We start from the raw sequence: 12,889 nt of genomic DNA, 5'->3' as shown, positions 1-12,889 counted from the left end.
CGGTTTTGGACGATCATCGTCCGCACCAGTTGCAGGCAGGAGAACCGCATGCGCGCCACCCGCATCACGACCAATCTCCGCGTAGCCGACGTCGACGCGGCGAAGTCCTTCTACACCGACTACCTCGGGCTGAGCACCGAGGAGTTCAACATGGGATGGGTCGCCCGCTACACCTCGCCCGAGACGGGGGTTCACGTCCAACTCGTGACGCGCGACGCCAGTGCGCCCGAGGACTCGGTCGTCTCGGTCCACACCGACGATGTCGATGGTGCGTACCGGGAAGCGCAGGAACTCGGCTACGAGATCGTGCACCCGCTGACGACGGAGCCGTGGGGCGTGCGACGGTTCTTCGTCCGGGCGCCGGACGGCAACGTCCTCAACATCGTGAGCCACAAGGATTGAACCGCGGCGGGACCTGCGCGGCGCCGTTCTCGCCGGGTCGCCCCGTGCGCGGCTTTCGCCTGAAATATGGGTGAACAGCCGGCGACTTTCGGCCCGCACAGTTGAACAGACGTCCATCTTCGGGTTTGCTCTTGTCAACGCCCACCCCTTTCCAGACGAACGAGGACACGATGACGGAGTTCCACGGGATCGACCGACGCCGATTCCTGGCCGGTGCGGCGGCCGCAGGTGCCGTCGTCCCCCTCGCCGCGATGACGCCGGCACTCGCCGGCGCGACCACGCCCACCGCCGGCCCGGACAAGTTCCCGTTCCCGACCGATTCCTCGCTGCGGGTCCTCCTCACCGGCGACGCGGGGACCGGCACCCCGGCGCAGTGGGCGGTGACCGACGCGATCCGCGACCTGCACGGCCGCGCTCCCCTGTCGATGGCGCTCGGTCTCGGCGACAACATCTACGAACTCGGCCCCAACGGCGACGACGACGTCCAGTTCAAGACGAAGTTCGAGGACCCGAACCACGGGCTCGACTTCCCGTGGGTGATGGCCCTCGGCAACCACGACAACAGCGCGATCTTCCCCGGCGACGGTGGTTGGCTACTGCGCGGCGACGACGAGGTCGACTACCACCAGCGTTCCCGCAAGTGGTGGATGCCCAGCCGGTTCTACTCGGTCCGCGTGCCCGAGCAGAACCCGGTCGTCGAGTTCTTCGTCCTCGACCTCAACCCGCTCGCCGCCTACCTCCCTCCGCTGCTCGCACCGTACTGGGCTCCCGACGGGCAGTTCATGAACGAGCAGCGCGCCTGGCTGGACGCCGCGCTCGCGTCGTCGACGGCGAAGTGGAAGATCGCGGTCACCCACCACCCGTACCTCAGCAACGGGTCCCACGGCGACGCCGGCAAGTACGACGGGATCCCGCTCGAGCCGATGAACGGCGTCCACGCGAAGCGGTTCTACGAGGACCACGTCGTCGGCCGATGCCAGTTCATCCTGTCCGGGCACGATCATTCGCTGCAGATCCTCGAGCCGACGACGGCCTCCAAGGGCACCCGGCAGATCGTGTCCGGGGCCGCCGGCAAGAACAGCCACGGCAAGGCCGGTGCCGAGGTCGGTCGCAACAACCTCTTCCAGAACCACACCGACGTCGGGAGTCGACTCCGCCCCCGACGCCCGGCATGAGCGCCAGCAGTGTCGGCGCCCAGCCCTCGTGGCGGGCCGGGAAGCAGCCGGCCAGCAGATCGAGCATCACGGACGGGGCGATCGAGGCACCGGGTGACGCACCGAGCAGTCCGGCGATGGTCCCGTCGGCGCCGGTGACCAGCTCGGTCCCGAAGGTCAGGACGCCGATCTTGCGGGGGTGCGGCTTGATCAACTGGGCGCGTTGACCGGCCTGGACCAGCTCCCAGTCCGCCGGGTCGGCGCCGGGGTAGAACCGCGTCAGCTGTGCGAACTTCCGTTTCCGCGACGCCAGCAACTCACCGATCAGGTAGCGCACGAGCGGCAGGTTCTGCACGCCGACGGCGAGTAGCGGCGCGATGTTGTGCAGCCGGACGGTGGTGAACAGGTCGACGAGGCGGCCGCGCCGCAGAAGGCGGGTGCTGAACGTGGCGTAGGGGCCGAACATCAGCGCGGGGTTGCCCTCCACGACGCGCCTGTCGAGGTGGGGCACCGACATCGGCGGGGCACCGACGGAAGCCTGGCTGTAGACCTTCGCGTCGTGCCGCGCGACGACGTCGGGGTTGCCGGTGCGCAGGAACTGCGCGCCGAGGGGGAAGACCGCGTAGCCGCGGACCTCCGGGACCCTGGCCTTCTGCAGGAGCTTGAGGGCGTACCCGCCCGCGCCGACGAAGACGAACCGGGACCTGATCCCGAAGCGGTCGCCGCAGCCGCGGTCGCGGCCCGTCACGGTCCACAGACCGTCGGCTCCCCGGGAGAGCCCGGTGACCTCGTGTCGCAGGCGGACCTGCGCCCCGCGGGCCGTCATCGCGGCGGTCAGGGCGTGGGTCAGCGCGCCGAAGTCGACGTCGGTACCGCCGGCGTACCGGGTCGCGGCCATCGACTCGGTGCCGGCGCGGCCGTCCATGAGCAACGGTGCCCACCGGCGGATCGTCTCGGGATCCTCGGTGTACTCCATCGCCGAGAACAGCGGCGAGCGCCGCAGGGTGGCGAACCGGCGGCGCAGGTAGTCGACGTCGCGGTCGCCGAAGACGACGTCCATGTGCGGCGTCGGGCTGATGAACGATGCGGGCGCCGGCAGGTCACCGCCCTCGACGAGCGAGGCCCAGAACTGGCGCGAGAGGTGGAACTGACGGCCGATGTCCTCGGCCTTCGCCGAGTCGCCGGGGTCGGGCATGTAGTTGAGCTCGCACAACCCGGCGTGGCCGGTGCCGGCGTTGCTCCACGGACCCGAGCTCTCGCCCGCGAGTTCGTCGAGGCGCTCGAGCATGACGATCGACCAGTCGGGCTGCAACCTGGCGAGCAGTGCTCCCAGCGTCGCGGACATGATCCCCCCGCCGACCAGGACGACGTCGACCACCTCGCGGTCGACACCTGTTCCCGCGCTTACCGATTCACTGTGGTCCATGGGATCGAACTCCTTGTCGCCGACGGTGGACCTCAGGGTGCTCCCCCACAACTCATCCGTCCAATGATCAAATCAAGGTCCTATGATCCGAATATGGATCGGTTCCTGTCGGACGAGGCCGCGGCCACGGTGCCGCTGCTCGCGGCCTTCGACGCCGCCGCCCGCGAGGGCCACATCACCCGCGCGGCAGGCGTGCTCGGCGTGCCGCAGTCGTCGCTGAGCCGGCGCCTCAAGGCGTTGGAACAAACGATCGGCGTGCCCCTGTTCCAGCAGGTCGGCCGCGGGGTCTCCCTCACCACCGCGGGCCGCGAACTCCACGAGCGCACCAGAGACATGGTGTGGGCACTCGACGACGCCGTGAGCGCGGTGCGCAGCAACGCCGACCCCGACAGCGGACTCGTGCGTTTCGGGTTTCCCCACACCCTCGGACCGGTGAGCGTCCCCTCGCTGCTCGCCGAGTTCCACCAGGATGCGCCGAAGATCCGACTGCACCTCGTGCAGGCGCATGGCGAAGCGCTCGCCGGGATGGTGCGCGACGGCCGCCTCGATCTCGCGGTGATGATCCCGCCGCCCGACGACCTTCCCGTGACCGTCCTGGGACACCAGCGCATCCTGCTCCACGTCGCCCGCACCCATCCACTGGCCGGACGCACACAGGTGGACCTCGCGGAACTCGCAACGGAGCACTTCATCGCGAGTCCGCCGTCGTACCACCTTCGCCAGATACTCGACTCGTGTTGCACCGACGCAGGATTCACCCCGCACGTGACGTTCGAGATCAGCGACCTGGAGACGATCCGTGCCCTCGTCGGGCACGGCCTCGGCATCGCCGTGCTGCCGGCCGCGGAAACCCCGCACCCCGATCTCGTGAGCGTCCCGCTATCCGGGGTGAGCGACCGGGCCATCGGACTCGCCACGGGCAATCACCTGGCGACCGCGGCCGTGGCACGGCTGCGTGGCCACATCGTCAGCCGAGCAAGCGAATTCATCGCAAACACCGCGGGGCCCGCCACCTGAAGATCAGTCGCGCGTGGCGGCACTCCCGAATTCGGTTGCGCGCGTAGGGTCCGGTTCGCACGATTTGTAACAACTCCGTACGCCGACTCGATGGACGGGGTGCGCGGCGGACGCCTCCGTTCGCGCGAAAATCGGATCAAAAGGGGAGTGATCATGACTAATCGACCGCTGCGCCGGATGGGCGCCACGGCACTCGCCACCATTGCGCTGGGGACCGCGATGGTGGCCGGAGGGGGCGCCGTCGCCAGCGCGGAGCCCGCGCCGCCGACGTCGACGAACATGACGTGCACGAGCGCGAATCCCCTCTTCTGGGCACCGTCGTTCACCTGGAACATCAACGCCGCGTCCGGGGAGTCGCTGCGTCCCGGCGGAGCCGCACTGGAGCCGGCCATCCTGCTCAGCGGCGGAAACGAACTGCCCGCGCCGCCCCCCGGCCTCCTGCCGAGCTTCGGCGTGAACTGGTACGGCACGCGGGTGCTGGTCGACTGGACCAACAAGACGACAGGTCAGTCCGGCCGCAGCGTCAGCGACGAGCCGGCCCTGCAGCAGAAGCCCGGGATCCCGATCAACCGGACCTGGACCGGAACCGGCGAGGTCGACTTCACCGTCACCGTCCAGACCGGCGGGGGATGGTGGTTCGTCAACCCGCAGAACGCCGTCTGCAAGGGAACGATCTCCGTGGTGCCCGGGCGACCCTGATCGGCCCACAGTCCGGGCCGCCGGCCGCGKGTGTTCACGGCCGGCGGCCCGGATCGCGCCGCGACGGCCGGGTGCTCAGCGGGGCGTGAGGTGCTGGCCCAGCAGGACCCCGAGCTGGGCCTTTGCATCGTCGAACGGCTGGCTCGACTCGAGCGCACGGGCCTGCACGATGGCGCCCTCGATCACCGACAACAGCAGCCCCGCCATCGAGCGCGCGGCCGCGGGTTCGATGCCGGCCGCGACCATGCCGTCGGCGAGCCGGGCGGTCCAGTCGGTGAACGCCTGACCGGCGGCGGACTGCACCGCCGGGTCCAGCTCGTCCAGTGCGGCCGCCATCATGAACGAGCCCAGCCGGTACTCGCTGGACTCGAGCGGTTCGACCCAGAAGGCGAACAGCTCGTCGAGCCACTGCTCCACCGACGGCGCGCTCGCCAGCTTCTCCGCCATCACACTCAGGTGTGAATGAACCACCCTTGACACGATCCGGGTCGCGGTCTCCACGAGCTGACCCTTGCCGGACGGGAAGTGCTGATACAGCGAATTGCGTGACGCATTGCTGCGTTTGAGCAGCTCGCTCAGGCCAGCCGCGTTCACCCCGAGCTCCTGCACCATGGTGATGGCGCTCGACAGGAGTCGAGCTCGCGGTCGTGCCGTGGTCATGCAGGCCCCTTCCGACCTTGTGTGAACCGATTGGTTCATGTTAGATCTCAACAGTATGAACCGATCGGTTCACATGGAGAGGATCGCCGTGCCCGCCCGTATTGCCACCGCCAACCCCGTCACCCATGCGGCCCTGCTGGGTCTCGGGGTGTACCGGCCCCGCCGCGTCGTCCCCAACGCCGAGATCGTCGACCGCATCGACTCCACCGACGAGTGGATCCAGACCCGGTCCGGCATCAAGGCCCGCCGCTGGGCGGACGCCGACGAGTCCATCGTCTCGATGAGCGTCGCGGCCGCCAACGACGCGCTCGCCGCCGCGGGCCTCGCGGCCGAGCAGATCGACGCCGTCGTGCTGGCCACCTCGTCACAGATGGTGCTGGGACCGTCCGCCGGGGCGATTGTCGCCACCGAGCTCGGGATGCACGACACCGCGGCCTACGACATCTCCGCCGGTTGCGCGGGCTTCTGCTACGCGCTCGGCAACGCCGCGAGCCTCGTGCGCGCCGGGCAGGCCCGCCACGTGCTGGTGATCGGTGTGGAGCGGCTGTCCGACCTCCTCGACCCGAGCGACCGGACCTGCGCGTTCATCTTCGCCGACGGCGCCGGCGCGGTCGTGGTGGGGCCCTCCGACACCGAGGGCATCGGCCCGGTCGCGTGGGGCTCGGACGGCAGCCAGACCGCCGCGATCAAGCAGGACAAGGACTTCAAGCAGTACTTCGCCGAGGTCCAGGCCGTCGAGGCGGGCGGCGACGCCCCGGAGCGGCCCTACATCCGAATGAACGGCCAGGCGGTGTTCCGGTGGGCGGTGACCTTCCTGGAGAAGGCGTGCCGCGACGCCCTGGAGAAGTCCGGCGTCACGGTGGACGACCTGGACGCCTTCGTGCCGCACCAGGCCAACAGCCGCATCACCGACGCGCTGATCCGGACGCTGGGACTGCCCGACGACGTCGCGGTCGCCCGCGACATCGTCGAAACCGGCAACACCAGCGCGGCGTCGATCCCGATGGCCATGGAGCAGCTCATCCGGTCCGGCGGCGCCAAGCCCGGCGACACCGCGCTGCTGCTCGGCTTCGGCGCCGGACTGGCCTACGCCGGACAGGTCGTCCAGCTCCCCGTGATCGCGTGAGCCACCGGGCCTGACGGGCCCACCGCGCGGAGAGCACGACCCGCGATCCGGCCGGCGCTAGGCGTCGGCCGGATCGGCGATGGCACGGATCGGGACTCGAGCCCGGCGGCGGCCCGTCCGGACGCCCCGTTTCATCCGGTGCCCAACCAGTCCAGCAGGTTGTCGGTGAGCAGTTCGCCGTCGACGGCGAGGTCCCCGCCGATCGCACCGAGGTCGAGCAGGCGGACGCTGCGCCGGTCCCGCCCGTGGTGCCGCATGAAGAGGCCGCGGCCACCACTGTCGTCGCCGACCAGCATCCAGTCGGGTGCGTACCGTCGCACCTCGAACGTCTCGTTGCGCTCCTGGATCTGGTGCGGTCCGTACAGGAGCACCCCGTCATCGCGCAGGACGCCTGGCGTCGAGCGCCACAGCGCGGCGATCGTCGGGTTCGGGCCGTCCCGGAGCCCGCGGGCGATGGCGTCCTGCACCGCGAGGAATCCCGCGAAGGTCTCCGCGACGGGGTACTCGGCGCCGTCGAACCGGTCGCGGCGCACCACGGGCCACTCGCCGTCGGAGCCGCGCCGATCGAGCGCGAAGTGGTGCTCGTCGCCGTCCTCCTCCGTGTGGAAACACAGCCGGGGCCCCGCCGACCGCCACCCGGCGGTGATCGCCTCGTCAGACTCCTCGGCGGACTCCACCGGCGCCACCGTCGCAATGGGGGCACCGCCGAGCCACCCGGCTCCGTACTCGCCGAGCCACCACCGGTACGACGGGGGCAACGGACCGAGGCGGGTCTGCGCATTCTCGATCCGGTCCCGCGGCGCCGGACCGGCCGGGCGTTTCGCCAACCCGGGCGACGCTTCCAGCAGGGAACGCAGCTGTTCGAGATCCGGTCTCACCGGGGCAGCCTATCCGGGGCGTCCGTTCCCTCCACTACGGTCGGGCGGGTGGACTGGGCGAGCGTGGAGGCGGCCGTACGGGATCAGATCGTGGCGTTCGTGCGCCGGATGCGCGCAGAGCACGTCGACGACCGGATCTACGGCGCCGCCGTGCACGAGTTCTGCGCCCAGGCCGGCGGCGTGATCGCGTGGCCGGTGATCGGGGTCGCCAGCGAGGAGTCCCTCGCGTCGGTCGCGACCGACCGCCACGACGCCGACGCGCTGCGGTGGAGCCCGGCGGACTGGCCGTGGCAGCTCGACCCGGGCGAGACGGAGGACCGCTTGGCCGAGCGCGTCGAGGCCGCCGCGACGGCCGATGACGGCGAGCGCTGGCATGCCGTCCACCACCGATTCGAGCGCACGGTCGCCAAGGCCTGTAAGGCGGCGCGCCGCACACTGATCGACGAGGAGGTCGTCGGCCGGGACTTCGTCGCCGTCGCCATGGACGAGGCGTGGGAGCTGATTCCGCTGAGCCTGACCAAGGCCCAGGTGCGCAGGCACTTCCCCGAACTCGACGAGGAACAGCGGGCGCTCGACCGGCTGGCCGCGTTGCCGCCCGACCTGAGGGTGGTCGAGTTGATCGCGATCGCCGACTCCCCCGTCCCCGCGCCTCCGGGCGCCGAACGCGCACGCGCCTGGCTCCGCGAGCTGGGAACCGACGCGGTGTCCGCGATACTGGAACATCTTCCGGTGGCCCGCGAGAAGTGGTTGTGGGCGAAGCTGCTCGGCGAACTCGGCGTCTCCACAACGGAAGTGGTCGCGGCACTGGATGCGATTGTGGGCAGCCGTCGACTGGGGGAACCCGATCGAGCCTGGGCAGCGGCGGCGCTCTCCCGTCTCGGCCGGATGGACCTGGTGACGGCCCGGCTCGATCGGCTGCCCCGGGAGGTCGCCGTCCGCGGGCTCACCGCCCCGTACACGTCCTTCCGGGACGTCGGCGTCCACCAGCCGTTGGACTACGGCCCGTTGGAGGCTGCGCTGACCGAGCATCCCGCGCTGCACGACGCGGTGTGCGATCGGCTCTCTCCCGGCAGCGGGTACTGCACGATCGACGCGGACGAGGCCGAGGCCGCGTTCGTGGGACTCGCTTCGCCCTGGGCCGCGGTGCGGCGGCACGGCGTGTTCGTGCTGACGGACACGGCGCTCACACCGGACGCGCGCGGGCGATACGACGCCGAGCTGCGCCGCCTGGCGACGGATCCGGATGCCCTCGTCCGCGATGCCGTCGCAATGGCCGGCGATCGCGGTCCAGCCGTGCGTTGAGCCACGGCTCTGGTGGAGCCCGGCCGACTGCGACAACACTCACGCACACCAGCCGGGCCGCCGTCGTGGTCGGTCAGCCCCGGCGCGGACGGCGCAACCGGAGCCGGCTGTAGGTGACGACTGCGAGCACGCAACTGATGAGCACCAGCATGGCGATGCTGAGCAGCCACCACGATGCGGTGTGCTGCCACAGCGTGTCCGGCTCGGTGCCGGTGGCATTCGTGACCAGGTCCACCGTCGAGGCCGCGGCCGAGAACCCCCAGCGGGACGGGAAGAGCCACGCGAACTGTTCGAGTACGGCGCGTCCGGTGATCGTGATCAACCCTCCGCACATCACCAGCTGCGCCATGATCGTGACCACCAGCATCGGCAGTACCTGCTCGTTCGAGCGCGCCACCGACGACAACGCCAATCCGACCAGCACGCAGGAGCAGGTGGTGACGGCGATGTCGACGATCAGTTCGACGGAGCCGGAGGGGATCATGCTGCCGTGACCAGGGAAACCCTTGCCCACGTAGACGATCAGCACCATGATCACCGACTGCACGATCGCGGCGGCGCAGAACACGACGATCTTCGCCGTCAGATAGGCGGACGGCATCAGCCCGGCGGCACGTTCGCGCTGATAGACCATGCGCTCTCCGACCAGGTCGCGGATGGTCAGTGAACAGCCCATGAAGGCGGCACCGAGAATCAGCACAACCAGGATCTGGGTGAGTTCGCCGGATACGTCGGCACCCGACGGCCCGAACCCGGTGTCGCCCGGCACGAGCAGGGCCAAGCCGCCGAGCACGAAGGGCAGAAGCGACAGGAAGATCAGGTAGCCCCGGTCGGCGCGGATCAGCCGAACCTGGCGCCGGGCGACGGTGCTCAACTGCTTGCGCCGCGACGTGTGCGCGGGGCTGCCGAGCGGCCCCGGCGAGCTCGGTGGTGGCGCCTCCACCACCGGGCGGGTGGCGCGGTACTCGGCGAACACCCCGTCGGGGTCGGAGGCGACACGGGCGAAGATGTCGGCCCAGTCGGTGCTGCCGAGCGCGGCCCCCACCCGGTCCGGCGGTCCCACGTAGGCGGTCTTGCCGCCCGGTGCGAGCAGCAGAACCTGATCGCACATCTCGAGGTACGACAGCGAATGCGTGACGATGACGACGACGCGGCCCGCATCGGCGAGGCGGCGCAACGTCGCCATGATCTGCCGGTCGAGCGCGGGGTCGAGACCCGAGGTCGGTTCGTCGAGGATGAGTAGTGACGGACCCGTCAGCAACTCCAGCGCGACGGAGGCGCGTTTGCGCTGTCCGCCGGACAGGCGGTCGACCCTGGTGGCGGCGTGTTCGGACAGCTGCAGTTCGTCGAGCACCGCCGCGATCACCTCCTCACGGTCGGCCCGGCTCGTGTCCGGCGGCAGCCTCAGTTCCGCGGCATAACCGAGCGCCTGCCCGATGGTCAGCTGCCGGTGCACGACGTCGTCCTGGGGGACCATCCCGATGCGAGAACGCAGCACCTGGTATTCGACGTGCACGCTGCGGCCCTCGAACTCGACCACGCCTTCCGTGGGTCTTTCCGAACCGGAGATGATGGTGGCCACTGTGGTCTTTCCCGCGCCGGAGGGACCGATCACTGCGGTGAGACTCCCCGGCTGGGCGGTGAAGGTGACGTCCTCGAGCAGCCGCCGCCCGCCTTCGATGGTGAGTCCGACGCCGTCCACACGCAGACCGCCGGCGGTCGGGGGTATCTCCTGCCGTGGAACGAGTCGGCCTTCCTGCACGCTGAAATCGGTGTTGCCGATCGTGACGACGTCGCCGTCGGTCAGCTGCGCGCGCGACACCCGGGTGCCGCCGACGAACGTTCCGTTGACGCTCCCCAGGTCGTCGATCTCGAGGCCGGACGGCACGTTGTGGACGATGGCGTGATGGCGTGAGGCCAGCACGTCTCGGACGACGATGTCGCTGTCGGGCGACCGTCCCACCGTGAGGGATCCCGCCGGGACCGCCTCGTGCGGTGTCGGGGGCGGGGCGCTCGAGGCCCCTACCTCGATCGTCGACTCGTCCCATCGACCGCCCACGTCCTGTCGCGTCGCGTCGGGATCTTCGACCGAGATCCGCACGACGGGCCCCTCGACCGCGTCACCCAGGCGGACGAGGACGGGGCTCGTGACGGGGACCTTTTCTCGGCGCTCGCCGTCGACGTAGATCCCGTTCTTGCTGCCGGAGTCGACGAGCTGCCATCCCTCGTCCCACCTGAGCCGTGCATGCTCGCGCGACACCACCGGATCGACGATCGTGATCTCCAATTGCGGATCCCTGCCGATGCGTACGGCCTTGCCCGCGCTGTAGCTTGCGCGGCCGTGTTCGGTCTCGACCACGGCCCGCGGGTGCTCTTTGTTCGCCCGGTCGTCCATCGCCACAGCCTCCGGTCACCGTCATCGGGTGTAGAGCGTCGACTCCTCCATGGTCGCACGCACGCCAGAGCGTCGCCCCCTCCTCGGTGTCCGATGGGCCGTTGGACGCCGTCGTAGGCAACCGTCGGATTCCGGAGCCCGATCGCGCCTGTCCCCGGCGGCGCTCGCCCGCCTCGGCCGGATGGATCTGGTGACGGCCCGCTGGAGGCGGCGCTGGCCGAGCACCCCGGTCTGCACGACGCGGTGTGCGATCGACGCGGACGAGGCCAGGGCCGCATTCGCGGGCCTCGTCTCGCCGTGGGCCACGGTGCGGCGTGTTCGTGCTCGCGGACACACCGCACCCGAACCGCCGCCTCCTGGTGGTCACGCACCGCCTTGGCGAGAGTGAATGAACTGGTGACGAAGAAGAGCAGGGACATTGCGAGAAAGAACCCTGCGTAATTCGTGCCCCCCGAGCTCCAACCCGGCCGGGCGTTTCGCCAACCCGAGCGACGCTTCCAGCAGGGAACGCAGCTGTTCGAGATCCGGTCTCACCGGGGGCAGCCTATCCGGGGCGTCCGTTCCCTCCACTACGGTCGGACGAGTGGACTGGGCGAGCGTGGAAGCGGCCGTACGGGATCAGATCGTGGCGTTCGTGCGCCGGATGCGCGCAGAGCACGTCGACGACCGGATCTACGGCGCCGCCGTGCACGAGTTCTACGCCGAGGCCGGCGGCGTGATCGCGTGGCCGGTGATCGGGGTCGCCAGCGAGGAGTCCCTCGCGTCGGTCGCGACCGACCGCCACGACGCCGACGCGCTGCGGTGGAGCCCGGCGGACTGGCCGTGGCAGCTCGACCCGGGCGAAGCGGAGGACCGCTTGGCCGAGCGCGTCGAGGCCGCCGCGACGGCCGACAACGGCAAGCGCTGGCATGCCGTCCACCACCGATTCGAGCGCACGGTCGCCAAGGCCTGTAAGGCGGCGCGCCGCACACTGATCGACGACGGGGTCGTCGGCCGGGACTTCGTCGCCGTCGCCATGGACGAGGCGTGGGAGCTGATTCCGCTGAGCCTGACCAAGACCCAGGTACGCAGGCACTTCCCCGAACTCGACGAGGAACAGCGGGCGCTCGACCGGCTGGCCGCGCTGCCGCCCGAGCAGAGGGTGGTCGAGTTGATCGCGATCGCCGACTCCCCCGTCCCCGCGCCTCCGGGCGCCGAACGCGCACGCGCCTGGCTCCGCGAGCTGGGAACCGACGCGGTGCCCGCGATACTGGAACATCTTCCGGTGGCCCGCGAGAAGTGGCCGTGGGCGAAGCTGCTCGGCGAACTCGGCATCCCCACAACGGAAGTGGTCGCGGCACTGGATGCGATTGTGGGCAGCCGTCGACTGCCGGTGCCCGATCGAGCCTGGGCAGCGGCGGCGCTCTCCCGCCTCGACCGGATGAACCTGGTGACGGCCCGGCTCGATCGGCTGCCCCGGGAGGTCGCCGTTTGCGGGCTCACCGCGCCGTACACGTCCTTCCGGGACGTCGGCGTCCACCACCCGCTGGACTACGGCCCGCTGGAGGCGGCGCTGACCGAGCACCCCGCGCTGCACGACGCGGTGTGCGATCGCCTGGCTCCCGGCAGCGGGTACTGCACGATCGACACTGGCGAGGTCGAGGGCGCGCTCGCCGGCCTCGCCTCACCGTGGGCTGCGGTGCGGCGACACGCCGTGTTCGTGCTCGCGGACACGCCGCTCACACCGGGCTGCCGCGAGCGGTACCGCACCGAACTGCACCGACTGGCGACGGACCAGGACGCCCTCGTCCGCGATGCCGTCGCCATGGCCTCGGCCTGGTGACGTTCGCG

At 70.3% G+C, this 12,889-nt stretch carries 10 protein-coding genes and 1 pseudogene; 7 read left to right on the top strand and 4 right to left on the bottom strand.

What is annotated here, in order from left to right; translation table 11 throughout:
• Positions 1 to 48: 48 nt before the first annotated feature.
• Together AC1DWC_RS05030 and AC1DWC_RS05025 are read left to right on the top strand one after the other, a co-directional pair.
• Positions 49 to 402, top strand: a complete 354-nt coding sequence (locus AC1DWC_RS05030) for a glyoxalase superfamily protein (RefSeq protein ID WP_477906441.1) — start codon at positions 49 to 51, stop codon at positions 400 to 402.
• 170 nt (positions 403 to 572) lie between these two features.
• Positions 573 to 1,349: pseudogene (locus AC1DWC_RS05025) on the top strand (metallophosphoesterase); the annotation flags it as partial.
• 34 nt (positions 1,350 to 1,383) lie between these two features.
• Here AC1DWC_RS05025 and mqo read toward each other — a convergent pair.
• A complete protein-coding gene (mqo, locus tag AC1DWC_RS05020; protein ID WP_477906440.1) occupies positions 1,384 to 2,982 on the bottom strand; it encodes a malate dehydrogenase (quinone) in 1,599 nt (532 codons plus the stop codon).
• A 93-nt stretch (positions 2,983 to 3,075) separates the two neighbouring features.
• On the opposite strand from mqo, the gene AC1DWC_RS05015 reads away from it, so the two are divergent.
• A complete protein-coding gene (locus tag AC1DWC_RS05015; protein WP_477906439.1) occupies positions 3,076 to 3,999 on the top strand; it encodes a LysR family transcriptional regulator in 924 nt (307 codons plus the stop codon).
• A gap of 153 nt (positions 4,000 to 4,152) precedes the next feature.
• Complete coding sequence (locus tag AC1DWC_RS05010) at positions 4,153 to 4,698, top strand: hypothetical protein (protein ID WP_477906438.1); 546 nt, start codon at positions 4,153 to 4,155, stop codon at positions 4,696 to 4,698.
• Between the two features lie 75 nt (positions 4,699 to 4,773).
• Here AC1DWC_RS05010 and AC1DWC_RS05005 read toward each other — a convergent pair whose 3' ends face one another.
• Positions 4,774 to 5,358, bottom strand: coding sequence for a TetR/AcrR family transcriptional regulator (locus AC1DWC_RS05005; RefSeq protein ID WP_477906437.1), 585 nt, complete (start codon positions 5,356 to 5,358; stop codon positions 4,774 to 4,776).
• A gap of 88 nt (positions 5,359 to 5,446) precedes the next feature.
• On the opposite strand from AC1DWC_RS05005, the gene AC1DWC_RS05000 reads away from it, so the two are divergent.
• On the top strand, positions 5,447 to 6,484 hold the full coding sequence (locus AC1DWC_RS05000; protein WP_477906436.1) for a beta-ketoacyl-ACP synthase III: 1,038 nt from the start codon (positions 5,447 to 5,449) through the stop codon (positions 6,482 to 6,484).
• A 131-nt stretch (positions 6,485 to 6,615) separates the two neighbouring features.
• Here AC1DWC_RS05000 and AC1DWC_RS04995 read toward each other — a convergent pair whose 3' ends face one another.
• Positions 6,616 to 7,362 (bottom strand): SMI1/KNR4 family protein, encoded by a 747-nt coding sequence (locus AC1DWC_RS04995; RefSeq protein ID WP_477906435.1) that lies wholly within the window; start codon positions 7,360 to 7,362, stop codon positions 6,616 to 6,618.
• A 48-nt stretch (positions 7,363 to 7,410) separates the two neighbouring features.
• Between AC1DWC_RS04995 and AC1DWC_RS04990 the strand changes: the two genes are divergently transcribed.
• Positions 7,411 to 8,664, top strand: a complete 1,254-nt coding sequence (locus tag AC1DWC_RS04990; RefSeq protein WP_477906434.1) for a DUF4303 domain-containing protein — start codon at positions 7,411 to 7,413, stop codon at positions 8,662 to 8,664.
• Positions 8,665 to 8,737: 73 nt separating this feature from the next.
• Here the strand turns inward: AC1DWC_RS04990 and AC1DWC_RS04985 are convergent, their stop codons facing one another.
• Positions 8,738 to 11,059 carry an FHA domain-containing protein gene (locus tag AC1DWC_RS04985; RefSeq protein WP_477906433.1) on the bottom strand — a complete coding sequence of 774 codons (2,322 nt, stop codon included), beginning with the start codon at positions 11,057 to 11,059 and terminating at the stop codon, positions 8,738 to 8,740.
• Between the two features lie 583 nt (positions 11,060 to 11,642).
• On the opposite strand from AC1DWC_RS04985, the gene AC1DWC_RS04980 reads away from it, so the two are divergent.
• Complete coding sequence (locus tag AC1DWC_RS04980; protein ID WP_477906432.1) at positions 11,643 to 12,881, top strand: DUF4303 domain-containing protein; 1,239 nt, start codon at positions 11,643 to 11,645, stop codon at positions 12,879 to 12,881.
• The last annotated feature ends 8 nt before the right edge of the window (positions 12,882 to 12,889 follow it).

The sequence above is a fragment of the Rhodococcus sp. P4_C10 genome (assembly GCF_056402135.1).
The sequence above is the reverse complement of the archived record's forward strand: the minus strand, read 5'-3'. Positions and strand labels throughout refer to the sequence as shown.

Excerpts from the sequence above, each read along its gene's own strand:
- AC1DWC_RS05030 (WP_477906441.1), top strand. The coding sequence starts at position 49 with ATGCGCGCCACCCGCATCACGACCAATCTCCGCGTAGCCGACGTCGAC.
- mqo (WP_477906440.1), bottom strand. The coding sequence starts at position 2,982 with ATGGACCACAGTGAATCGGTAAGCGCGGGAACAGGTGTCGACCGCGAG.
- AC1DWC_RS05015 (WP_477906439.1), top strand. The coding sequence starts at position 3,076 with ATGGATCGGTTCCTGTCGGACGAGGCCGCGGCCACGGTGCCGCTGCTC.
- AC1DWC_RS05010 (WP_477906438.1), top strand. The coding sequence starts at position 4,153 with ATGACTAATCGACCGCTGCGCCGGATGGGCGCCACGGCACTCGCCACC.
- AC1DWC_RS05005 (WP_477906437.1), bottom strand. The coding sequence starts at position 5,358 with ATGACCACGGCACGACCGCGAGCTCGACTCCTGTCGAGCGCCATCACC.
- AC1DWC_RS04985 (WP_477906433.1), bottom strand. The coding sequence starts at position 11,059 with ATGGACGACCGGGCGAACAAAGAGCACCCGCGGGCCGTGGTCGAGACC.